We start from the raw sequence: 23,943 nt of genomic DNA, 5'->3' as shown, positions 1-23,943 counted from the left end.
CCTACTTTTTCGGTTTGACTGGTACTTTTCGATTCTCGTGTTCAGAGAAAGAAACTTTAATATCATTATCCTTAAGTTTCACCGTAACAACCCCACCAGATTTTGAAAGATCGCCAAAGAGAATTGATTCGGCAAGATTTTTTTTAATTTTATCTTGAATCAATCGTTGCATAGGTCTAGCTCCGAGTTTGGAGTCGTAACCATTTTCAGCGAGCCATTCTCGAGCGTCTTTATCAACTTCTAGAGTTACTTTCTTCTCGTCGAGCTGCGCTTGAAGTTCTGTCAAGAATTTATCTAAAACGGTGTGAATAACCTCTTTACTCAAAGCATCAAATTGAACAATTGCGTCGAGACGATTTCTAAATTCGGGGCTAAAAGTTTTTTTAATAGCTTCCGTTCCATCCGAAGTGTTGTCTTGTTTTTGAAAACCCATTGACTCTCTGGCCATTTCTTGTGCACCCGAGTTAGTGGTCATAATGATGACGCAATTTCTAAAACCGGCTTTTCTTCCGTTGTTATCGGTCAAGGTTCCATGGTCCATGACCTGCAAAAGAATGTTGAAAACTTCAGGATGCGCTTTTTCGATTTCATCCAACAAAATCACCGAGTGAGGATTTTTCGTGATGGCTTCAGTCAACAGCCCTCCCTCATCGTAGCCAACGTAACCTGGGGGCGCTCCAATCAACCTAGAGACGGTGTGTCTTTCCATGTACTCGGACATGTCAAAACGAATAAGCTCAACTCCTAATAAAGAAGCCAGTTGCCTTGACACTTCGGTTTTTCCAACCCCAGTAGGTCCAGAAAACAAAAATGATCCCATGGGCTTCTCATCGTTTCCTAAGCCGGCTCTTGAAAGCACGATGGCGCTAGCGAGTTTTTCAATCGCTGTATCCTGACCAAAAATTACTCTTTTAAGATCCTCTTCGAGTTTGCCTAAAGAAACTCGATCTTTAACGGAAATACTCTTTTCAGGTATTTTTGCCATTTGCGAGATAATTTTTTGTATGTCTTGTTCAGAGACAGTTTTTCTTTTGCTCGAAGACAGACGAATTCTTGCTCCGGCCTCGTCTATTACATCGATAGCCTTGTCGGGAAGAAACTTATCGCGGATGTGCTTAGCAGAAAGTTCTGCAGCAGCTTTTATCGAACCGCCTGAATATTTTAATTGGTGATGCTCTTCAAATTTAGGTTTCAAACCCTCCAAAATTTTAATGGTTTCGGCAACAGAAGGTTCGTCTAAGTCGACTTTTTGAAATCTTCTTGACAACGCTCGATCTTTTTCAAAGACTGTTCGGTACTCTTTAAAGGTTGTAGAACCAATAAATTTGACTGAATTTTTCCCGAGCACTGGTTTAAGTAGATTTGAAGCATCCATGACTCCGCCAGAGGTTGCACCCGCACCGATTATTGTGTGAATTTCATCGATGAACAAAATCGAGTTTTCTATCTTGGAGAGTTCATGCAAAATTGTTTTCAATCTTTTCTCGAAATCACCTCTGTACTTAGTGCCGGCCAAAAGCGAGCCCATATCGAGCGAAAAGATTTGGCAATCTTTTAGAGTTTCTGGAACTTTGTTTTCGACAATATTTTTTGCGAGGCCCTCGATTAGAGCAGTTTTTCCAACTCCAGATTCTCCAACTAAAATTGGATTATTTTTACTTCTTCTGGCTAAAATTTGGGTAATACGAACTAATTCGTTCTCTCTTCCTATAATTGGATCGATTCTTCCATTTTTCGCTTCTTCGTTTAAATTTAGTGCGAATTTTAAAATATTGGATTCAGTTTTTTCTTCGTTAACCTGTTCTTCGCTAGTATTAGCTGCATCTTCGCTGAGCTTTCCAGTTTCACCATGACTTAAATAAGAAACTGCATCAAGCCTAGTCATGCCCTGTTTTTTTAGAAGAAAAACGCTGTGACTTTCCTTTTCGCTAAATAAAGCAACAAGTACATTGGCGCCAGAAACTTCATTCGTTCCGGTCGACTGAACATGAAAAACTGCTCTTTGAATTACTCTTTGATAACTTAACGTTGGCTGAATTTCTTTATCGTCAGTCTTTCCTTTTGGCGCATGATTTTCTATAAAATCAATTAATTCTTTTCTTAGCGATTCAACGTCAACGTCACAAGAGGCTAAAAGATTCAGAGCATCTTCATTGTCTAGTAGTGACAATAGTAAATGTTCTGTGGTGACAAATTCGTGACCATCGGCATGAGCTTTTTTGAAAGAGTTGTTCAAACAAGTTTCTAAGTTTTTTTCTAACATTAATCGTCCTCCTCCACAGGTTCTATTTCACTCATCAATGGATGCTCGTTTTGCTGAGAAAAATTGTTTACTTGCATTGATTTTGTTTCTGCAACCTCTCTGGTAAAAATACCACAAACTCCTTTGCCCTTGGTGTGCACAGCAAGCATGATTTGCGTTGCCTTTTCTTTGTCTAATCCAAAAAAATTTTGCAAAACATGAACCACAAATTCCATTGGGGTGTAATTGTCGTTTAAAAGTATCACTCGATACAAAGATGGTTTTTTTACTATTGGATCGGCGGTCTTAGTCGCTAATGATGAACCTTCCTCAAAATCATTATCTTCTGAGTTTGACGCATTAAAAATCATATTAAGATTCCATATATTTAAAATATTCAGTAGTCATACCATGATTTATTTCATCGGCATACTCAGAACATTTTAATAAAGTCGCATCTTTCATCAATCTTTCTAAATCATAAGTTACTAACTTATTCTTTATTGCCCAAGTCACTCCTTTAAGAATATTATCTGCGGCTTCTGTCCAGCCCAGATATCTCATCATCATTTCCGCAGACAAAATCAAAGAGGAAGGATTTACTTTATCTTGCCCAGCGTATTTTGGCGCCGTTCCATGGGTTGCTTCAAAAAGAGCAACTTTGTCTCCTATATTAGCTCCCGGAGCCAGTCCTAGCCCGCCAACTTTTGCAGCCAGGGCATCGGAAATAAAATCTCCATTTAAATTCATCGTGGCGATGACGTCGTAGTCCAAGGGTCTTATCAAAATCTGTTGTAAAAAATTATCGGTAATAATATCTTTAAGGATTATTTGTTTTTTTGTATTTGGATTAACGAATGACATCCACTCTCCGCCATCAAGTGAGGTAGCGCCATATTCTCTTTCGGCTAAATCGTAAGCCCACTTTTTAAATGCGCCTTCAGTAAATTTCATGATATTGCCTTTATGAACAATGCTGACAGATGCCCTGTCGTGGTCGATGGCATAGTCAATGGCTTTTCTAACGAGCCTTTCGGTTCCTTCTTTAGAAATATTTTTAACACCGATGCCGCAATTGTCTTCAAATCTTAAATTCTCAACACCCATTTCATTTGTCAGAAAGTCTATAATTTTCTTAGCTTCTTCCGAATCGGCTGCAAACTCTATACCGGTGTAAATGTCTTCAGAGTTTTCTCTAAAAACAATCATGTCAGTATTTTGAGGATACCTCACTGGAGAAGGAACCCCTTCAAAATATTTAATGGGTCTCTGACAAAGATATAAGTCCAGTTTTTGTCTCAACGCTACATTCAAAGAACGTATCCCCCCACCTATTGGTGTAGTGAGAGGCCCCTTTATTGCTACTGAAAATTCTTTGATAGCGGCAATTGTCTCATCTGGCATCCAAACATCATCTCCGTAAGTTTTGACCGACTTTTCACCGCAATATATCTCCATCCATTCAATTTTTCTCTTATCGCCATAAGCTGTTTTTACCGCATGATCGACGACTTTAATTGTAGCCGGCGAAATATCGGTGCCAATGCCATCACCCTCTATGAAAGGAATAATTGGGTTGTCAGGAACATTAATTTTTCCATTTTTATCAAAGGAAATTTTTTCTCCAGCTTTAGGGGTAATTATATTTTTATATTTCATTACATATTTTTGAAAATTCGAGAAAATCCTATTGTATCATTTTAACGAGATTAACTTAAGAGTAAGTACAAATGGGCAAATCTAAAAGAGTTTTGGTCGGTGTTTCTGGGGGCGTAGATTCCTCTGTTGCTGCTGCTTTATTAAAAGATCAAGGCTATGAGGTCACTGGAGCTTTTATGAAAAACTGGGAAGACGATGATGGGACTCCCTATTGCAGCGTAAAAGAAGATTTCCTTGATGCTGCTTCTGTATGTCAAAAATTGGATATTGATTTGATTGATTTAAACTTCTCGAAAGAGTACCGAGAAAATGTGTTTTCACATTTTATTGATGGTTTAGAAAATGGTCGAACTCCAAATCCAGACATCTTTTGTAATACTTTCATAAAATTTAAAGAGTTTTATCAATACGCTTTAGAAAATAAATTCGATTACATTGCTACTGGACATTATTGCGATTTAAAAACTACAGACTCTGAAGAATTAGCTTTGTGTAAAGCGACTGATCTAAATAAAGATCAAACATATTTTTTATGCGATATAAAAAAAGAGGTTCTGAATCATTGTTTGTTTCCTCTTGGCAAACTATTGAAAGAAGATGTAAGAAAAATAGCTCAGGAAAAAGATCTAATTACCTTCAACAAAAAAGACAGTACTGGTATTTGTTTTATTGGTGAAAGACCCTTTCCTGATTTTCTTTCAAGATATGTGCCTGAAGAAGAAGGAATAATTTTGGATGAGAATCAAAAAAAAATCGGTGTCCATAAAGGAACTCATTTTTTTACAATCGGACAGCGACAAGGTTTGGGTATTGGAGGCGTCAAAGATGCTAAAGAAAAGCCATGGTATGTAGCTAAAAAAGATCACAAAAAAAACACGCTTACCGTTGTACAAGATAATAATCATCCGCTTTTATTTAAATCTGAATTGTTGGTCAAAAAAATTAATTGGCTCACAAAAGAAATACCTAACTTAGAAAATATTTCTGCGAAGATTAGGTATAGACAAAAAGATCAGGTTTGCTCTGTTAAGAAACAAAACAATGCTTGGTTAGTGCAATTCGATGAACCGCAAAGAGCTGTTACTCCTGGACAGACAATTGCTTTTTATAAAGATGATTTTTGTCTTGGCGGAGGCGAAATAGAATTATAAATTAATGTATAATTCTTAAGCTTAATGCTTAAAGACAACCTCAGATCTATATCTCCTTTAGATGGCAGATATTCTAAGAAGCTTCAAATTCTAGAAGACAGATTTAGTGAATTCGCTTTAATAAAATATAGACTTCAAGTTGAAGTTGAATGGCTTATTTTTTTGAGTTCCAAAAAAGAATTAAATTTTATTAAACCACTCAGTAAAAAAAGTATCGTTAATCTAAAATTACTTTATGAAAAATTCTCACTCAAAGACGCTAAAGATGTAAAAAAAATAGAATCGGTTACTAACCACGACGTTAAAGCTGTTGAGTTATTTTTAATCAAGAAGTTAAACTCGCTAAAACTTAATAATTACAAGGAGTTTGTTCACTTGTTTTGCACGTCAGAAGACGTTAATAACCTAGCCTATAACTTGATGGTAAAAGATTACCTATCAATCGAATTTAAACAAATCACGACAGATTTAAAGAAAGATTTAAAGTCCTTGGCCAAGAAATGGGCCAAGTTATCTATGCTTTCTCATACGCATGGTCAGTCTGCCTCTCCCACTACACTAGGAAAGGAATTCGCAAATTTCTACGCTAGACTTGAGTACCATTTAGATTTATTAAATTCTATAAAGCCTTCTGGAAAAATTAATGGAGCTGTAGGAAATTACAACGCACACCAATTCGTTAGCGAAAAACTTAACTGGCCCGACCTTTCAAAAAAATTTGTAAAATCGTTAGGCTTAGAATGGACAAAATATTCTACTCAGATCGAACCTAAAGATGTTTTTTCTAGCATTATTTCACACCTTGAAAACCTAAATAATGTGTTGATTGATTTATCGCAAGACAACTGGATATACATTTCAAAAGGTTATTTAAAACAACGAACGAAAAAAAATGAAGTCGGATCTTCTACTATGCCACATAAGGTAAATCCTATTGACTTTGAAAATGCTGAAGGAAATTTTAAATTAGCCAACTCTTTTTTAGTTTCCATCAAAGAAAAAATTCAAATTTCAAGATTGCAAAGAGATTTATCTGATTCAACAACACTGCGTAATTTAGGGTCTGCGTTTTCTTATTCATATTTGGCTATCAATTCTCTCAGATCAGGTCTTTCGAAAGTTGAACCAAACAAAGAAATAATTTCAAATGATTTGAATAATAGTTGGGAGGTCCTTACAGAAGCTGTTCAGACAATTTTAAGAAAGAATAAGGTGGAAAACAGTTACGAGAAAATAAAAAAATTAACTAGAGGAAAATCAATTGATAAAAATTCCTATTTAGCTATGATAGCCGCTTTAGATATTAAAGAAGAGGACAAGGTCAAGCTCACTAAATTAACGCCTTTTGACTACGTCGGCTTGGCAGAAAAACTTGCGAAAGAAATTTAAAATTTTTGACCACTTTAGGAGAAGAAATGCTCAAATATGAAGAAATGATCTCTCATTACAAAGAACTGAGAGAAAAAGAACCAAATCTTTTAAAACACATTAATGCTGAAAGCGCAGCAAGAATGCGTTTACAGAACAGATTTCACAGTGGTTTAGATATTGCTAGATATACAGCAGACATCATGCACAAGGACATGAAAGATTACGATAATGATCCTGCAGTCTACACTCAATCATTGGGTTGTTGGCACGGATTTACAGCTCAACAAATGATGATGGAAATCAAGAAATCTCAAAAAACTACCTCCAAATCTTATGTTTACTTAAGTGGCTGGATGGTAGCGGCTCTAAGGTCACAGTTTGGACCACTTCCCGATCAAAGCATGCACGAAAAAACTGCTGTACCAGATCTCATCAAAGAGATTTATACATTTCTTAAGAGAGCCGACTCAGTTCAGCTTCAACATCACTTCAACGAATTAGATGAAGCTTACAAAAATAACTCTGATACGAAAGAAATCATCAATCAAATAGATAACTTCGAAACTCACGTGGTACCTATTATCGCCGATATCGACGCAGGTTTTGGAAATGAAGAAGCAACTTATTTATTAGCTAAAAAAATGATTCAAGCCGGTGCGTGTTGCATTCAAATTGAAAATCAGGTTTCTGATGAAAAGCAATGTGGACATCAAGATGGAAAAGTAACCGTTCCTCACGAAGACTTTCTATCAAAGATTAACGCGGTGAGATATGCATTCTTAGAACTTGGCGTTGAAAATGGCCTAATTGTCGCCAGAACTGATTCCTTAGGAGCTGGACTTACCCAAAAAGTTCCAGTCTCAAAAGAGCCAGGTGATTTAGCGGATAAATACAATTCTTTTTTAGAAACTGAAGAAATACATAATCTTGAAGAACTTGCAGAAAATGATATTGCAATCCACCAAAAAGGAGTTCAAGTCAAACCGGTAAGACTGCCAAACGGATTGTATAAATTTAAAGACGGAACTGGAGTGGACCGAGTAGTACTAGACTGTATCACTAGTCTGCAAAATGGTGCCGACTTATTATGGATTGAAACAGAAAAACCCAACGTCGAACAAATTGCTTCTATGGTGAAACAAATTAGAGAAGTTGAGCCCAGTGCAAAATTAGTCTACAACAATTCTCCATCCTTTAATTGGACTCTTGCTTTTAGAGAACAGGTCTATAACGAGTGGACTGAGGCTGGAAAAGATCTAACCGATTATCCTAATCCAACTGAAAATCCTAGAGGTTTAATGGATGAAAAATTCGATGACAGTGAATTAGCTGCGGAAGCAGATTTACTTATTCAAAATTTTCAAAAAGATGCATCTAGAGAGGCAGGAATCTTTCATCACCTAATTACTTTGCCGACTTATCATGAAACGGCTCTTGGAACCGCTGTGCTAACTGAAGGCTATTTTGGTGAAAAAGGAATGCTTGCTTATGTGAAAGAAATCCAAAGACAAGAAATTAGAAGAGATATGTCTTCTGTTAAACATCAGGATCTTGCTGGATCAACTGTCGGGGATACTCATAAGGAATATTTTTCTGGAGACAACGCTTTGAAAGCTGGTGGTGCAGATAATACTATGAATCAGTTTTAAGACTTATTCCTTAATCTTACCGCAAACGTCGCAAGTATCACCCTTGTTTAAGTAAATACCACCACAACTTGGTTGAAGTGGTTTGTTTTTAAGGATAAGGCCAATAGCCATTCCGCCTATCGAAAGGCTAATTACTATAAGTGAAAATACAACTGTTGCCATGGTGTTAGTTTATCAGTTCCAACCATTTTTCAGAACTAATAGATTTAATCTCGTTAGTATCTTTGTATATAAAAAAAGCTGCTATTTTTTCATTATTAGCTTTTTTCAACCAGTCATTTTCAGATGCGTAAAGTGCAGTTGCCCAAGCATCTGCTTTAGCGGTAGATAAAATATCAATTACAGAAACTGACAATAAATCAGATTCTACTGCGACTTTATTGATTGGATTTATTATGTGACCGGGATTTCTGTAGTTACCTGAGGTTGCGACAGAAAGACTTTCTGGAACAAAAAATTCACCATAAAGTTTTTTTTCTAAAGTAGGGTTTATTACCGCAAACTTCCAGCTAGAATCCAATTTTTTTCCTTCAAACCTAATTTCACCGCCAATCTCGACCATGAAATTTTGAAGATTATTTAATCTTAGTATCTCGCTGACCTTATCAACTGCATAACCTTTAGCTATCGAATTAAAATCCCATTTGCCATCAAAGTAGACTTCGAATGTTCCGTTAGACTTTTCTTTTATTCTCTTCGATATGTCCGATAACTTTTCATAATCTTCTTGTCCTGGATAAAAAGTCCAACTGGGCCAAGCCCCGCTATTAACTTTACTAATAGTGGAATTTTCATCGTACAAAGAAAAAATAGAGTCGATTCTTTTAAGTTCTTGTTGAATTGTTTTCAAAAGATAATCCTTATTAACCTTAGTTTCAGTCTCATAGAACTTTACTTGCCAAGTCGTTCCGTAAGCTTCGCCTTGAAATATTGAGAGCTCGTCATTTGCCGAACAGGAAAATAAGACTAATGGAAGAAGTAATTTTAGAAAATGTTTAACCGCCAAAGTCATCAAACATAATGTTTTCAGGCTCGACTCCCAAACTGTCAAGCATTTTGAAGCAAGCATCCATCATCATTGGCGGACCACAGAGGTAATACTCACAATCTTCAGGGGCCGGATGATCTTTCAAATAATTTTCTAAAAGAACTTGGTGAATAAATCCTGTATCGCCCTGCCAATTATCGTCTTCCAGAGGATCTGAAAGTGCAGCATGCCAAGAGAAGTTTTCGTACTTGTCTTGTAATTTGTTGAAATCGTCAACGTAGAACATTTCTTTAAGACTTCTAGCCCCATACCAAAAGCTGATCTTTCTTGAGGAGTCTAATCTGAGCAATTGATCAAAAATATGAGAACGCATTGGTGCCATGCCGGCTCCTCCACCAATGAACACCATTTCATTGAGAGTATCTCTAGCCATGAACTCTCCAAAAGGACCGAATATTGTTAGCTTATCTCCGGGTTTTAAGTTGAATAAATAAGATGAAGCTTCACCTGGTGGAAAACTAGTTCCTGGAGGTGGTGATGCAATCCTAATATTAAATTTCATAATCCCTTTCTCTTCAGGGTAATTAGCCATTGAATAAGCCCTAATGACAGGGACTCCTACGGTTGAAACGTTTTCAAAAACCTTGAATTTTTCCCAGTCGCCTTTGTAAATGTCTTGAATGTTAAAGGACTTATAATTTGCCTCATAAGGAGGAATTTCCATTTGTACATAACCTCCTGCATCGAAGCCTACGTCTTCCCCATCGGGTAGTTTCAATACTAATTCTTTGATGAAAGTAGCGACGTTGTCGTTAGAAACAACCGTGGTTTCCCAACGTTTGACCCCAAAAACTTCATCAGGAATTTTTATTTTCATGTCGCTTTTCACAGGAACCTGACAAGACAGTCGCCAATTATTCTTTTTTTCACGATTGTTAAAATGTGCTTCCTCGGTAGATAAAATTGAACCACCTCCCTCAAAAACTTGGCACCTACATTGAGCACAAGTTCCTCCTCCGCCGCAAGCAGAAGAGAGAAAAAGGTTTTGATCGGCAAGAGTTTGTAATAGTTTACCGCCGGCAGGAACACTTATCGTTCTCTCAGGATCGCCGTTGATTTCTACTAAAACATCTCCAGTTGAAACAAGTCTAGATCTTGCTAATAGAATTATAAAAATCATTAAATTCACAATGATAGTGAAAGAGACTATTCCTAAAATAATTTCAATGGTATCTATCACAGACTTATACCTCCAAAAGACATAAAACCGAAAGACATTAAACCAACAGTGACAAAAGTAATTCCTAAGCCTTGAAGCCCTTCTGGAATGTCACTGTATTTCAATTTTTCTCTGATTCCAGCTAGCATTGCAATTGCCAGCGCCCAACCAACTCCTGCGCCTAGACCGTAAACTACACTCTCGCCAAAGGCCAAGCTCTTTTCTACCATAAACAATGAGGCGCCTAAAATCGCGCAATTCACAGTTATTAAGGGCAAAAACACACCAAGAGCGTTGTATAAAACAGGCACGTATCGATCCAAAAACATTTCAAGAATTTGAACCACGGCAGCGATAACGCCAATGTAACTAATTAACCCGACGAATTCTAATGATACTTCGGGGTAGCCAAGCCATGCTAGCGCGCCCTCTTTGAGCACATAAGTATAAATTAAATTATTGAGTGGCACGGTAATTCCGATAACAACTATCACGGCAATTCCCAACCCAATGGCAGCTTCAATTTTTTTTGATATTGCAATGAAAGTACACATACCAAGGAATACTGATAAGGCAATGTTCTCGATAAAAATTGAATTAACTAAAATACTTAAGTATTGCTCAAGCATGTTCCACCTTTATTTCTTTTGGTGCATTTTGTTTCATAGAAAATTCAGCTTCTTCTACTTGCTCAGTCTTCCATGCTCTTAGAGCCCAAATGAATAATCCAATTATTAAAAAGGATGCCGGGGGAAGTAAAAAGAAATTGTTTGGGACGTACCAACCGCCATCGGTTGTCATATGAAGAATTTGATAACCTAACAATTGTCCACTGCCTATAAGCTCTCGAATTGAACCAACAATAATTAAGATTAGACTGTAACCGAGCCCATTACCAAAACCATCTAAGGCGCTCATCCCAGGACCATTTTGCATCGCGTAAGCTTCTGCTCTACCCATGACAATACAGTTTGTGATGATTAATCCTACGAATACAGAAAGAGTCTTACTGGTTTCGTAGTCATAAGCTTTGAGTAGTTGATCCACTATAATCACAAGAGAAGAAATGATCGTCATTTGAACGATAATTCTTATGTTGTTTGGAATAAAATTCCTAATTAGAGAAATAAAGAAGCTAGAGAGAGTTATTGTAGCCGTTAAAGCTACACACATTATTAAAGTTGGATATAGTTTGCTCGTTACAGCCAATGCAGAGCAAATTCCCAAAACTTGCAAGGCAATGGGATTGTCTTTAAACAAAGGAGAAAATAAAACTTCGGAAGTTTTAGACATTTTGGGCTTCCTCTTTAAGGCTTGAAAGGAATTTAGAATAACCCAATTCTCCCAACCAAAAAGCCAGTAAATTAGTTACTCCGTTGCTGGTAAGAGTAGCACCAGATAGGCCATCAACTTTGTAAGTTGATTCCATGTCGTTGGCAGCTACTTTCCCTTTAATAACCTCTATAAGCAAATTTCCTTCCTCATCAAATAGTTTTTTGCCATTCCATAAAGCTTTCCAAGCTGGGTTGTCTATTTCAGCTCCCAAGCCAGGCGTTTCTTTATGCTCATAAAACTCTAACCCTACTATTGTATTTAAATCATTGGATATAGCTAAATAACCATAAAGAATACCCCAAAGACCATACCCTCTAACCGGCAAAATTACTGTATTCAACTCGCCGTCTCTGTATTCAAGAAAAACTTTGGAAAAATTCTCTCTTACTTTGATAGTTGCAATGTCTTCCGAAGAAGTAAGATTTATAAATTTAGAATTATCTTGTAGCTCTTTAGAAAGATCATAATTTTTTGGGTCAATTTCTGTTAATTTCCCCGTATCAAGATCCACAACTATTTCTTCTATTGAATCGTAAGCTTTAGTCACACTTCCATAAAAACTTTCTAAATCTGCTGCGGCAACAATTTTCTTTTGCTGGTCTAAAATTACGTTCTGTTTTTGAGTTTGTTTAAGGCCCACGGCAATAAAAGAAATAATTGCGGCGCAAACGAAACACAAACCGAGTCCAATGATAACGGTATTTTGAATACTGTCTTTATTTTGCATTTAAGACTCGACTTCTAAGATTAATATTTCTTGAAACGACAAAATGATCTATTAATGGAGAAAGTAAATTTCCAAATAATATCGCCAACATCATGCCTTCAGGGTAAGCAGGATTTAAAACTCTTATCATTACTACCATAAAACCAATAACTAATCCGTAGATCCAACGACCAGTATTTGTATGCGAACCCGAAACAGGCTCTGTTGCCATAAAAACCAAACCAAAGGCATATCCACCCATAACCATATGCCACCAAAAAGGCATTGCAAACATTGGATTGGTATCGCTACCGACAATATTGAATAAGTAAGAAGTAACGATTGTTCCAATGATTATTCCGCCGACAATTCTGTATGACGCAATTCTTGTAAAGAGCAAAATAGCTAAACCGATCAAAATAGCTACAGTAGACGTTTCCCCAATTGATCCAGGAACAAATCCAAAAAAAGCGTTGCTCCAAGAAAAACTCTCGGGCATGCTGGCGTACCCATCTTGTGCTGAAATTCCCAACATTGTCGCGGCAGTATAACCATCCACTGCAACCCAAGACATATCGCCAGACCATGAGGCGGGATAAGCAAAATATAAAAAAGCCCTTCCAGTTAATGCCGGGTTTAGAAAGTTTTTCCCAGTGCCGCCAAAAATTTCTTTCCCAATCACTAAACCAACGCTAATACCCAGTGCGACTTGCCATAAAGGAGCATCTGGAGGACAAGACAAAGCAAATAGCACCGTAGTGACAAAAGCTCCTTCACTGATCTCATGCTGTCGCACCACAGCAAAAATCATTTCCCAAGCAATACCAACAAAAAAAGTTACTAAATATATGGGAATGAAATAGATCGCGCCATAGGTAACGCAATCTAAAATATTATTTGGATTTAGCCCTGAAAATAATTGAATTAATGGCCAATGCCAATCTTTAGCATGCTCAGCACCAGAGAGATTTATTGCTTCTAAAGCTGATAAAGCCTGAAACCCAATATTGTACATTCCAAAAAACATGGTTGGAAAAGTTGCCATCCAAACAATTGCCATAACTCTTTGAATATCACTTCCATCACGCACATGGGTTAAACCTGAAGTTTTCCTATCCGATGAATAAAATAAATTTTCAAAGACGTCAAACAGTGGAAAAAAGCGAGCAAATCTTCCCTTGCCTTCAAAGGATGGCTTGGATTTGTCAAATAGCTCTCTTAACGGGTCACTCATTTAGCCTTCTTCTTCAATCTTAGTAAGCATTTCTCTCAACAAAGAGCCGTAATCGTATTTGCTTGGACAAGAATAAGTGCAAAGTGCTAAATCTTCTTCTTCTAGTTCGAGTACACCAAGCTTTTGAGCAGCCTCTGTATCGCCGATAACTATACTACGCAACAATTGGGTAATCATTATCTTATAAGGAAAAATATCCTCATATATTCCTAATGGAACTATGGCTCGATCAGAGCCATTCATTGCAGTTGAATAGTTTAAATTTAATTTTTTTTCATTAAGTTTTGTAAAGAAAATTCTTAAAAAAGAGTGTTTCAAGAGACCAGGCCTTAAAAAATTTAAAAACTCTCTATCGTTTTTTGTCACTTCTCTTAAGACTGTTATTTGATTGTGGTACCTTCCTAAGAAATTAACTGGGTTAACAGATTCTGATCCAGTTAAGACGGAACCTGAGATTATTCTATTATTCTCTCCAATAACCTTATCTGTCAGAATGTCGTCCAAATTTGCTCCATTTTCTGAATCAATAATAGACGGATCTTTTACCATTGGTCCTGTCAAAGCTATTTTCTTTGAATTATCGAGAATGCCTGTGTTGAACAATTTTCCAATCATGACAACGTCTTGATAACCAATTGTCCAAATTTGATTACTCAGTGATGCTGGAGAAATATTATGAATTTGTGTGCCGACTAAGCCAACTGGGTGAGGCCCAGAAAATTCATAATAAGTTACATTATCTTTATCTAGTTTCTTAATTGAGCATTCAGGTTTAGTTGAAATATTTAAAGAGTTTCTTGGCAAGCGCGACAATACTGCTAATCCTTCATTAAACATATCAATTTCGGACTCAATTATTTGCTCGGGATCAACACTCAAAGGGTTTGAATCTATTAGGGAAATAAAAATCTCATCTGGACGATCTTCAATTTTAGGAACTTTAGAAAATGGCCTAGTCTTGAATGCTGTCCAAGTGCCTGATTTGACCAAAAGGTTAACTATATTATCGTCATTTAGATCTGATAAATGCTGCGACGTAGAAAATTCAATTTGATTGTTATCATTAAAATTTTTTTCTATTACCAGAGACAAAAATGCTCTTCTATCTCCTCTGTTAATTGAAGAAACTTTTCCAGACACAGGAGCAGTAAAAATAACACCAGGATTTTTTTTATCTTCAAATAATGGCTGACCTTTTACTACGGAATCATCTTCTTTTACCAACATAGTCGGTTTCATTCCATGAAAATCATTTCCTAAAATACCAACGGTACTTGTATTTACAGAATACACCTTAGTGGGATCAGGTTTCCCTTGGATAGGAATTTCTAGACCTTTCTTTATTTTAAAAATCATTTTATGCAGAGCAGAATTTTTTTATAAGAAATTTGGAAGTTTTTTGTATTTGATTCCAGCCATCTTTTTAACAACTTTTATCAACTGAGCGCAGTAACCAATTTCATTGTCGTACCATAAGTACACAATAGCATTTCTATTACTGCACCTTGTCGCTTGGCCGTCAATTACGCCAGCATATCTTCCTCCGACTATATCTGAAGAAACAACTTCGGCAGATTTAGTAAAATCTATTTGATCCTTCAATAAACTATGGAAAGCAGCATTTCTTAAGAACTCAATAAAGTTTTCTTGATCAGAAGACTTTTTCAAAAAAAGACTTAAAATTGCTAAAGACACATTAGGAGTTGGAACTCTAATAGCATTGGCACTCAATTTGCCCTCTAAATTTGGCAGTATTTGTGAAACAGCTTTTGCAGCTCCAGTTTCAGTAATGACCATGTTAAGTGCAGCAGCTCTTCCCCTTCTGGATTTACTATGATAATTATCGATTAAATTCTGATCATTAGTATAAGAGTGGATCGTCTCAACGTGACCGTTATCAATTTCAAACTCATCATCGATCGCCTTTAAAACCGGAACAATTGCGTTGGTAGTACAAGAAGCCGCACCAATTATCTGATCCTTATCGTCGATGTCATCATGATTTACACCGTAGACAATATTTTTCAATTCCTTAGCAACAGGAGCGGTAAATAAAACCTTCTTTATTTCTTTATTCTTTAAATGTTTTTCTAGACCTTCCTTGGATGATGACATTCCAGTATTGTCTATCAATATCGCATCAGATATTCCGCAACTTGCGTAATCAACATCGTCTGGGCTTTTAGCTGAAATAAATTTAACTATGTTACCGTTCATAATGAGAGCATTTTGTTCCTCATCGACTCTAATGGTCCCCTTAAATCTTCCATGAACAGAATCTTTTCTCATCAATTCGGCTCTTTTCAAGAGATCTTCACTTGAGCTTGCTCTGGTTACTACTGCTTTTAAACACAAAGTTTCACCTGCTCCAGTATCCTCTAATAATAATCTTGTGAATAATCTCCCAATTCTTCCAAAGCCATACAAAACTAAGTCTTGAGATTTATTTAAGATTGGATTGTGTAAACCAATAACTTCTTTAACCTGTTCTTTGATAAATTCCTCTAAAGACAAGTCTTTAGAATCGAACATGTAGCCAGCAGCCAGTATTCCTATGTCCAACTGACAAGGGCCAAGATCAATTTTATCCAAGCATTCTAAAACTTTTGAAGTTTCAAATTCACTTAACTCATTTTCCTCTGCTTCCCTCACTTTTCTATGCAGTTGCATAATTTCTATGACCGAAAGTGTCATGAGTGGAGAGCCGTACAACAATATTCTTATATTTTTCCTATGCATTTTCCCAATGATAGGAATGGCAGCCTCGATCAGAGACTGGCGCTCAATCCAGTTGTCTAAATAATTGTCTGGCTTAGATCTTATTCTTTTGTCTGGATTAGAATCAGACTTAATCTCTGTCATTTTTTAAAGAGAGGAATATCTTTTCAAATGGTAATCAGAATTCCCAAAAATAGTTCTAATAGTTGTCAATCTCTTAAAATAATGGCCGATGCTCATCTCTTCGGTCACACCCATGCCGCCGTGTAACTGGATTGATTCTTCGCCAATTAATTTAGCTGCACTTCCGATTTGATATTTCAAAGCGGATATAGATTTAGACGTATCTGCAGCCTTATCGTTCATTTTTGCAGCGACCATAAGCAATAAAGACTTAGTTTGCTCGTGAACCATGAAGGTATCTACCATTCTATGCTGCAAAGCCTGAAACTTACTTAAAGCCTGGCCGAATTGTTCTCTTGTTTTGGTGTAATCCAAAGTTAACTCATTCATTTTTTGCATAATGCCAACTGCTTCAGCAGAAATTGCTAATGTTGCCAAATCAATTACCTCAGAGACGGTATTCAAAGCTTTTCCCTCTTCACCTAAAAGATTTTCTTTGGGTACAGAAACGTTTTCAAGAGTAATTTCAGATGCTTTGGATCCATCGACATTTGAATAGTCTCTGGAACTTAAACCGGCAGAATCTTTATCAATAATTAATAAAGAAATTCCATCCTCATCGAGTTGACTACCAGACGTTCTGCAAGTGACGATAATTTTTTCTGAAGATGGTCCATTCATAACTACTGCTTTGTAGCCATCTACTATGTAATTATCTCCTTCTAATTTTGCCGAAGTGGTAACGTCGTTTAAATCAAATCTACTTTGAGGTTCTGTAAATGCAAAACTCATTTGAAGTTCGCCCGAGAAAAGTTTTGGGAGTATTTCGTCTTTTTGTTGTTTATTTCCTAATTTACTAATTAGATTTCCTGATAAAACCACGTTTGGGATATAAGGTTCAACTACTAGACCCGTTCCAAAAGCTTCAAGAATTACCATAAGATCGACTGGTCCGCCGTTAAAACCTCCATCGTCTTCAGGAAATGGCATAGCTAGTAACCCAAACTCTCCAAAGGTTTTCCAGAATTCTTTACTAAAACCATCTTCAGACTTAACAAGTTTTTCTCTTACGTCAAAAGGATAATCTTTCGCAATGAACTGATTGATCAAATCCTGAACTTGTTTTTGTTCTTCGGATAAAGAGAAATCCATGGCTAGAAAACTATAAGCCTAATACTGCTTTAGCAATGACGTTTCTCTGAACTTCATTACTTCCACCATAAATCGAAACTTTTCTGTAGTTAAGATAATGTGGCATTACGTTAGCAGCAAAATCAGGACCGATTCTCTTTTCATTGGAAGCCAAGTCTGACTCGCTCATAAAAGGGTGTGCATAGTAACCCAATGCTTCAACATATAGTTCAGATAAAGCTTGTTGTAAATCAGTACCACCTATTTTTAGAATGGAAGACTCAGGTCCAGGATGACCTCCAGCTGACATTGCAGCTAAAGTTCTCAACTCAGTAAATTCAGCTGATAAAAGATCTATTTCAAGTTTATTTAACTTGTCCATGAACATATCATCGTCCTTAAGGAAGCCGTCGTTAAGAGGTAACTCCCCGGCGATGTCTCTTAGTCTTTTGATCTCTCTTTTCAAGTGCGGAATTCCACCAATTCCAGTTCTTTCATGCGCTAAAAGAAATTTAGCGATACTCCAACCAGCCCCTTCCTCTCCGATAAGATTTTCTGCTGGAACTTCAACGTTGTCTAGATAAACCATATTCACTTCATGAGATCCATCTATAGTAATGATTGGTTTTACCTCAACGCCTGGACTTTTCATGTCAATCAACAAAAAGCTGATTCCTTCTTGTTTAATTCCTGAAGAATCAGTTCTAACAAGACAGAAAATCCAATCTGCGTGTTGAGCCATTGTGGTCCATGTCTTGGTTCCATTGACGATATATTTGTCACCTTTTTTCTCTGCTTTAGTTTTAAGCGAGGCTAAGTCTGAACCCGAACCAGGCTCCGAATAGCCTTGACACCACCAGACGTCGTTATCTCTTATGGCGGGAAGAAATCTCTCTTTCTGCTCTTCGTTACCAAAGGTATAGATTACTGGTCCACACATACTCACTCCGAAAGGAACTATAGTTGGCGTATTAAATGCTGCTAATTCGTTTTGGAAGATGTGTTTTTGAGTGATAGACCATCCAGTCCCACCATGCTCTTCCGGCCAATTGATAGCAAACCAACCCTTTTTACTTAAGATTTTTTGCCATTCTTGGATGTCTTCCTTCTGCAACGGAATTCCGTTGTCCATTTTCCTTTTAGTATCTGCTGGATAGTTTTCTTTTAAGAAGGATCTCACTTCCTCTTGAAATTTTAGATCTTCTGGTGAAAAAGATAGATTCATTTTTTATACCTCTTACTTATCAATTTGAAATATTTATGAAAGAGGTATTATACACTCAGTTCAATCGATCAAAAGTAGAATCTTTTTCATATGCATAGAATTTTAGATAAGAAAAAAAGCCTAATAATCTGTGAAAATAACTATAAATTAGTTGAAATATCGGATTTCTTAGAAAGAAACTCTAAAGAGAGTTTTTGTATTTTTAAAGAGTTTGAAACACTTCCATATGATCATTTCTCTCCACATATGGACAATCTTTCCAACCGTATTGAAACTTTATCAAAATCCTCAAACGCAGAAGTAACTATAGTTACAACAACAAATGCTCTTATTCAGCCGCTTTTTAATAAGACTTCAATTAATAATTTCTCTTACTCATTTGAATTATCAGACCAAATTGATAGAAATGATTTAATTCAAAAGTTAACTATTTCTGGATACGAATCAGTTGAACTTGTCTCAACTAGAGGTGAATTCACAATTAGAGGTTCTGTTATAGATATTTTTCCAATTAATTCATCTAGGCCCATCAGGATTAATCTAGACGGAGATATAGTTGAATCAATTAGAACTTTTAATGAAGAAACTCAGCTAAGTGAACATAAAGTAAATAAGTATGAATGCAAAGCATCCAGAGGTTTTGTGCTTGACGAAAAATCTATTTCTATTTTTAAAAAAAATTGGCGATCAGTTTTTCCTAACGACGGAAAAATTTTTGACGCTGTTTCAAAAGGGAAATTTACAGAGGGAATTGAATCCTATTTCCCTTTATTTTATGAATCAAAACCAAACTTTGATATTTTTTTTAACGATTTTGATATTTTTTCATATGGAAATATAAAGGATTCATCTAATTCATATTGGAAATTAATCGAAGAAAGGTACGAAGAATTTATTAGCAACTTAGACAGACCGCCCTTACCTCCTTCGAAACTTTTTAATGAGCCAAAAGAATTCCTAGAAAAAGAAATTCATATCATCGTTGAAGACAAAGAAGCATCGTCAAATATAGAACTACAAAAAAAACAAAACCTTTCTAAGAATATTTTTGAAAAATCTTCTCAAAAAGTCTTTTCTCAAGAAGATCAATATGAATTTAAGATAGACAATAAAGTTGTACATTCAAATTTTGGAATAGGCATCTTCAAAGGTCTTAAAAACCTAAGTAATACAGAATGTTTTGCAATTGAGTATGCCGAGGGCGAAACCCTCTATGTCCCAATTAGCTCAATGAATTTACTTACGCCATATTTAGGTAATAGCGAAATTAAATTAGATTCTCTGAGCAAAAACAATTGGAAGTTAAAAAAGGAGAAAACAAGAAAAAAAGCTTTTGATATTGCTGCTGAGCTTTTGGAAGCAGAAGCAACAAGAAAGATAGACAAATCAATTCCATTAATTGTAAATGCAAACGATTTTGAAGAATTTTCCAATGGATTTGGTTTTCAAGAAACTAATGATCAAGCCAGTGTGATCAATGAAGTTATAAGCGATTTGGCTTCGGAAAAACCTCAAGACAGATTAATTTGTGGCGAAGTGGGGTTTGGCAAAACTGAAATAGCATTGAGAGCTGCTTTTATTTGTGCAAAAAATGAACAACAGGTTGCTGTACTCGCTCCAACGACTATTTTGGCAAGGCAGCACTATGAGCTATTTAAAGACAGATTTTTGCAAACCGATCACGAGGTAGAGTTTCTTTCAAGAGAAAAAACTCAAAAGGAAAAAGCTTCAATTTTTGAAAACTTAAAGAAAGGAAAAATTTCCATAATTATAGGAACTCACTCTCTTTTAGGTGCTGAAATCGAATTTAAAAATTTAGGTCTTTTAGTCATCGATGAAGAACATAAATTTGGCGTAAGACAGAAAGAAAAACTTAGAAAATATTCAAAAGGTATAAACTCAATTTCTTTGTCGGCTACTCCTATTCCGAGATCGTTGAACCTTGCTCTATCCAGAGTAAGAGATATTTCTATAATTAGCTCTCCTCCGCCCGGTAGGAAAGCAGTAGAAACCCTCGTTGCAACTTATTCAAAAACCTTAGCAAAAGAAGCGATGGAAAGAGAGTTCATCAGATCCGGACAAGTTTTTTATTTAGTAAACAATGTTGCTCAATTGGAAGAAAAAAAGAAAGAATTAAGTCAAATTATTCCGGCCGCAAAAATTGAAATTGCTCATGGTCAAATGTCACCAAAGTCATTGAAGGAAATTATGGTGAATTTTTCTAACAAAAAAATTGATATCCTTCTTTGCACAACGATTATTGAAAACGGACTTGATATCGCTAACGCCAATACATTAATAATTGAAGGCGTTGAAAATTTTGGTTTGTCTCAGTTGCATCAAATTAGAGGACGAGTTGGCAGATCGAGTCGCCAAGCGTATGCATATTTTTTTATTTCCCCTGATAAGAGTTTAAATAAAAATGCCCTTGCACGCCTTGAGGCACTAAAATTTAGTGACTCTCTTAACTCGGGTTTTAATTTAGCAATGAGAGATTTAGAAATAAGAGGTGCCGGTGAGATCCTCGGAGAAAAGCAAAGCGGCTTGATTGATCATGTCGGGCTAAGTTTATTCTCATCCATGATAAATAGATCAATAAAATTACTCGAAGGCTTTGATGAGACTCATGAAGAATTTGAAATAAAAATTGGTGAAAATGGTTTCATTCCCGAAGCTTTTATTCCTCAGGCTGAAGTAAGGCTTGAGATATACAAAAGATTTTCTGCAATCAAAGATCTAAAAAATCTAAAAACGTATATAAAAGAACTAGAAGACAGGTTTGGCTCTCTTCCAGAAGATCTCCAAATCCTTATCAATCAGACTTCTATAAGAATTGAAGCCAATAACCTTCTTATAAACAAAATTAAAGGCGACGGGATTAAATGTACTTTGGCACTGAATGAAAATTCAAATTTAGTTTCCAAAAATTCAAAAATCAAAGAAATTTCCTTTAATTATCCTCAAGAAATAAATTCAAAATCAGAATTTGTTTTAAATAAGTTAAAATCATTTAGTGTTTAAAAAAAAGACTAGTTACTGGTTTGCTTTTAGCTTGTTACTTTTCAGTAACTTTTCTTTGTCAACCGACGAAGAAATCTACAGAATCGATATTATTCTTTTTAAATTTTTACCTGATTTAGATTCCAATGAAATTTTTGAAGAACCCGTTTTAGACTTGGGAAACGATTTAGCATTTTTATCCTCTTTGCAATATCCAGAATTTCTTGAGCCGCCAGCTTTGGATTTGCAATACCCCTTTCAAGATTTTTTTATAAACGTGAACTCACCGCAAGTTGAAGTAGAAGAAGAAATTGAATCAGAGCTTATTAGGAAACCTAAAAACAGAGATTTCTTTCAAATTGACGCGGGAGAGAAGTTCTCTCTCAGCGAAGAAGTAGATTTATTTAAGAGAAGTAGAGATTACCGAGTCATTGGGCATTATTCATGGTTTCAACCAGTTTCAATTGAAGAATCAGCTAAGCCTCTTTTGATAGATTCCGAAGTCTACAAAGACAACAAAATATTCGGAAGTCTCAAAATATACAAAAAAAGATTTTTACACACTGATTTTAATTTTTTCTTAGCGGAAACAACAATGGATTCAGATTTTCAAATTCTAAAGATCCCTCTTGAGGCAGAAACTAATGAAGGTTATGAGGTACTAAGTGAAAAAGATTCAATGAAAGTAACTTTTCAGATTAATCAATCAAGAAAATTAAAATCAGGAGAATTGCATTACATTGACCATCCAAAATTTGGCATCATTTATCGAATAGTCAAGACTGAGAAAATTGAACCGTCTTAGATTTGTAGTGCTCTAATAACTTTTTATAAATTTCTTTTTTCTCATCGTCTTCAGATTCTTTTAGAGCAATTTCCACGTTGTGTATGGCTTGGTCTAGAGTCTCTCCAGGATTATTCCAGGGACCCTTTGAATAGAGCCTAGACCTAACAAGATTATTAAAATTTTCTAACATTTCTTCATTTGCGAATTCAGGCTTTTGATAGCAAATGATTCTTTCAGCAAGTTCTCTATATCTCTCGTCTTCAAAACCATTTACTAATTTAACTTTCTCGTCCCAAGTACTTATTTCAAATCTTTCCATCCATAATTTGTCTGCATCAGAACTAAAACCATCGTATATTTTTTGCTCAACAATTGTTTTTTCCGGCCAGGTTTTATCATCATCTTCCAAAATTTGAGATAAATTGTTTTTAAAATCTTCATTGCCCTTAATTTGCTCAGCTCTTTTAGTTAATTCTTCAATTGATAAATCTAAAAAAGAGTCTGCATTTGAAATTGCGCTTGCGTTTATTAATGGCTGAGTTTTATTAATAGCAATTTTTCTAAAGGCTCCAGATTTTCCAAATTGTCCTTTCAATTCTGAGTATGACATCTCAAATAATTCGTTTGGATCAAAATAAAGATCAACTAAAAGTAATTCGTTTGGTTTTTTTTGATTTTGTGCACAAGGATAAACTGGATAATTAAAACATTTCCCCTTAACAATCTCTGCAAACATCGAAAACGGGCCTTCATTTAACATTGAAATCAAACCTTTTTTTGAAGACGCCTGTATAGCAGACTGCCAAACTTCTGGAGCTACCTTATTGATTAATCTCACTAGATTAATCATCAAATAACAATCTACTACCGCGTCGTGAGCATTTAAAGATGAAATCCCATTTGCCTCGGCCACCATTCCTAATTTGTATCTAATGTTTCCGTCTTCATCTTTAGGCATATTGATTTTTTCTTGATAAAAATTGGCAATAATGAAAAGTATCACCATGAGATCAATTCTAGAGGACCCGTTTCTATTGGTTGTTAAATAAGGATCAATGAGATTCCAATAAAATTGTCGTCTGAATAATTCTTCATCAAAACTCATGCCATTGTAAGTAACGTGCACTAGTTCTTTTGATTTTCCCCAATTTAACCATTTGTCTTTTAGAAAATGCATCATTTCGTAATGAGACATTCCATCCGATAAATTTTCAACTTGTTTATGAGTTTCATAAGCGCCTTTAGTGGGAACAACCCAAGGTAAAACTTTTGAACTGATATTTAGTTCTTCATCGACATTAAATTCGCTATCGGTCAGAACTGAGCCTATTTGGATTATTTGAGAAAACCAGGTATTTAAGCCTGTGGTCTCAGTGTCGTTAAATACGAAAGCTTTATCTTTCAT

Annotated in this window: 20 protein-coding genes; 5 read left to right on the top strand and 15 right to left on the bottom strand. The window is 35.8% G+C overall.

Features of this window, described 5'->3' with window-relative positions; translation table 11 throughout:
* Position 1: 1 nt before the first annotated feature.
* The 3 genes from clpA to icd are packed head-to-tail and all read right to left on the bottom strand — an operon-like array spanning position 2 to position 3,901.
* Positions 2–2,263 (bottom strand): ATP-dependent Clp protease ATP-binding subunit ClpA, encoded by a 2,262-nt coding sequence (gene clpA, locus M9C82_02055; GenBank protein ID URQ73937.1) that lies wholly within the window; start codon positions 2,261–2,263, stop codon positions 2–4.
* Complete coding sequence (gene clpS, locus M9C82_02050; GenBank protein URQ73936.1) at positions 2,263–2,613, bottom strand: ATP-dependent Clp protease adapter ClpS; 351 nt, start codon at positions 2,611–2,613, stop codon at positions 2,263–2,265. Before clpS ends, clpA begins: the two co-directional genes overlap by 1 nt.
* A 1-nt stretch (position 2,614) precedes the next feature.
* Positions 2,615–3,901, bottom strand: coding sequence for an NADP-dependent isocitrate dehydrogenase (icd, locus tag M9C82_02045; GenBank protein ID URQ73935.1), 1,287 nt, complete (start codon positions 3,899–3,901; stop codon positions 2,615–2,617).
* Positions 3,902–3,972: 71 nt separating this feature from the next.
* Between icd and mnmA the strand changes: the two genes are divergently transcribed.
* From mnmA to M9C82_02030, 3 genes are read left to right on the top strand one after another with little or no spacing between them, the layout of a single operon-like run.
* Entirely contained in the window at positions 3,973–5,052 is a 1,080-nt protein-coding gene (gene mnmA / locus M9C82_02040) for a tRNA 2-thiouridine(34) synthase MnmA (protein URQ73934.1), read from the top strand.
* A 24-nt stretch (positions 5,053–5,076) separates the two neighbouring features.
* Positions 5,077–6,441 carry an adenylosuccinate lyase gene (gene purB, locus M9C82_02035; protein URQ73933.1) on the top strand — a complete coding sequence of 455 codons (1,365 nt, stop codon included), beginning with the start codon at positions 5,077–5,079 and terminating at the stop codon, positions 6,439–6,441.
* A 44-nt stretch (positions 6,442–6,485) separates the two neighbouring features.
* Entirely contained in the window at positions 6,486–8,072 is a 1,587-nt protein-coding gene (locus tag M9C82_02030) for an isocitrate lyase (GenBank protein ID URQ74112.1), read from the top strand.
* Positions 8,073–8,075: 3 nt separating this feature from the next.
* On the opposite strand, the gene M9C82_02025 is transcribed toward M9C82_02030, so the two are convergent.
* The 11 genes from M9C82_02025 to M9C82_01975 are packed head-to-tail and all read right to left on the bottom strand — an operon-like array spanning position 8,076 to position 18,751.
* The gene (locus M9C82_02025) at positions 8,076–8,234 is read right to left on the bottom strand and encodes a hypothetical protein (protein ID URQ73932.1); all 159 of its coding nucleotides are present in this window, start codon (positions 8,232–8,234) and stop codon (positions 8,076–8,078) included.
* A 4-nt stretch (positions 8,235–8,238) separates the two neighbouring features.
* Positions 8,239–9,084: an FAD:protein FMN transferase gene (locus M9C82_02020; GenBank protein ID URQ73931.1), complete on the bottom strand. Its 846-nt coding sequence runs from the start codon at positions 9,082–9,084 to the stop codon at positions 8,239–8,241.
* Positions 9,068–10,240 (bottom strand): NADH:ubiquinone reductase (Na(+)-transporting) subunit F, encoded by a 1,173-nt coding sequence (nqrF, locus tag M9C82_02015; protein ID URQ74111.1) that lies wholly within the window; start codon positions 10,238–10,240, stop codon positions 9,068–9,070. The genes M9C82_02020 and nqrF overlap by 17 nt, the downstream gene beginning before the upstream one ends.
* 56 nt (positions 10,241–10,296) lie before the next feature.
* Positions 10,297–10,908, bottom strand: a complete 612-nt coding sequence (gene nqrE / locus M9C82_02010; protein ID URQ73930.1) for an NADH:ubiquinone reductase (Na(+)-transporting) subunit E — start codon at positions 10,906–10,908, stop codon at positions 10,297–10,299.
* Entirely contained in the window at positions 10,901–11,572 is a 672-nt protein-coding gene (locus M9C82_02005) for an NADH:ubiquinone reductase (Na(+)-transporting) subunit D (GenBank protein ID URQ73929.1), read from the bottom strand. Before M9C82_02005 ends, nqrE begins: the two co-directional genes overlap by 8 nt.
* Positions 11,565–12,341, bottom strand: coding sequence for a Na(+)-translocating NADH-quinone reductase subunit C (locus M9C82_02000; GenBank protein URQ73928.1), 777 nt, complete (start codon positions 12,339–12,341; stop codon positions 11,565–11,567). The genes M9C82_02005 and M9C82_02000 overlap by 8 nt, the downstream gene beginning before the upstream one ends.
* Entirely contained in the window at positions 12,331–13,554 is a 1,224-nt protein-coding gene (locus M9C82_01995; protein ID URQ73927.1) for an NADH:ubiquinone reductase (Na(+)-transporting) subunit B, read from the bottom strand. The genes M9C82_02000 and M9C82_01995 overlap by 11 nt, the downstream gene beginning before the upstream one ends.
* Positions 13,555–14,910 carry a Na(+)-translocating NADH-quinone reductase subunit A gene (locus M9C82_01990; GenBank protein ID URQ73926.1) on the bottom strand — a complete coding sequence of 452 codons (1,356 nt, stop codon included), beginning with the start codon at positions 14,908–14,910 and terminating at the stop codon, positions 13,555–13,557. It abuts the gene before it with no gap.
* A gap of 21 nt (positions 14,911–14,931) precedes the next feature.
* Positions 14,932–16,416: a glyceraldehyde-3-phosphate dehydrogenase gene (locus M9C82_01985; protein URQ73925.1), complete on the bottom strand. Its 1,485-nt coding sequence runs from the start codon at positions 16,414–16,416 to the stop codon at positions 14,932–14,934.
* 3 nt (positions 16,417–16,419) lie between these two features.
* Positions 16,420–17,547, bottom strand: coding sequence for an acyl-CoA dehydrogenase family protein (locus tag M9C82_01980; protein ID URQ73924.1), 1,128 nt, complete (start codon positions 17,545–17,547; stop codon positions 16,420–16,422).
* A gap of 10 nt (positions 17,548–17,557) precedes the next feature.
* Positions 17,558–18,751: an acyl-CoA dehydrogenase family protein gene (locus M9C82_01975; GenBank protein ID URQ73923.1), complete on the bottom strand. Its 1,194-nt coding sequence runs from the start codon at positions 18,749–18,751 to the stop codon at positions 17,558–17,560.
* Between the two features lie 90 nt (positions 18,752–18,841).
* On the opposite strand from M9C82_01975, the gene M9C82_01970 reads away from it, so the two are divergent.
* Together M9C82_01970 and M9C82_01965 are read left to right on the top strand one after the other, a co-directional pair.
* Positions 18,842–21,772, top strand: coding sequence for a DEAD/DEAH box helicase (locus M9C82_01970; protein ID URQ73922.1), 2,931 nt, complete (start codon positions 18,842–18,844; stop codon positions 21,770–21,772).
* Entirely contained in the window at positions 21,765–22,556 is a 792-nt protein-coding gene (locus M9C82_01965) for a peptidoglycan binding protein CsiV (GenBank protein ID URQ73921.1), read from the top strand. The genes M9C82_01970 and M9C82_01965 overlap by 8 nt, the downstream gene beginning before the upstream one ends.
* Here M9C82_01965 and M9C82_01960 read toward each other — a convergent pair.
* Positions 22,528–23,943 (bottom strand): exonuclease domain-containing protein, encoded by a 1,416-nt coding sequence (locus M9C82_01960; GenBank protein URQ73920.1) that lies wholly within the window; start codon positions 23,941–23,943, stop codon positions 22,528–22,530. The two genes, M9C82_01965 and M9C82_01960, sit on opposite strands and share 29 nt — an antisense overlap.

Source organism: SAR86 cluster bacterium (assembly GCA_023703675.1).
Lineage (GTDB): Bacteria > Pseudomonadota > Gammaproteobacteria > Magnimaribacterales > AG-339-G14 > AG-339-G14.
Note: the sequence above shows the minus strand (reverse complement) of the source record. Positions and strands in the feature narration are given on the sequence as shown.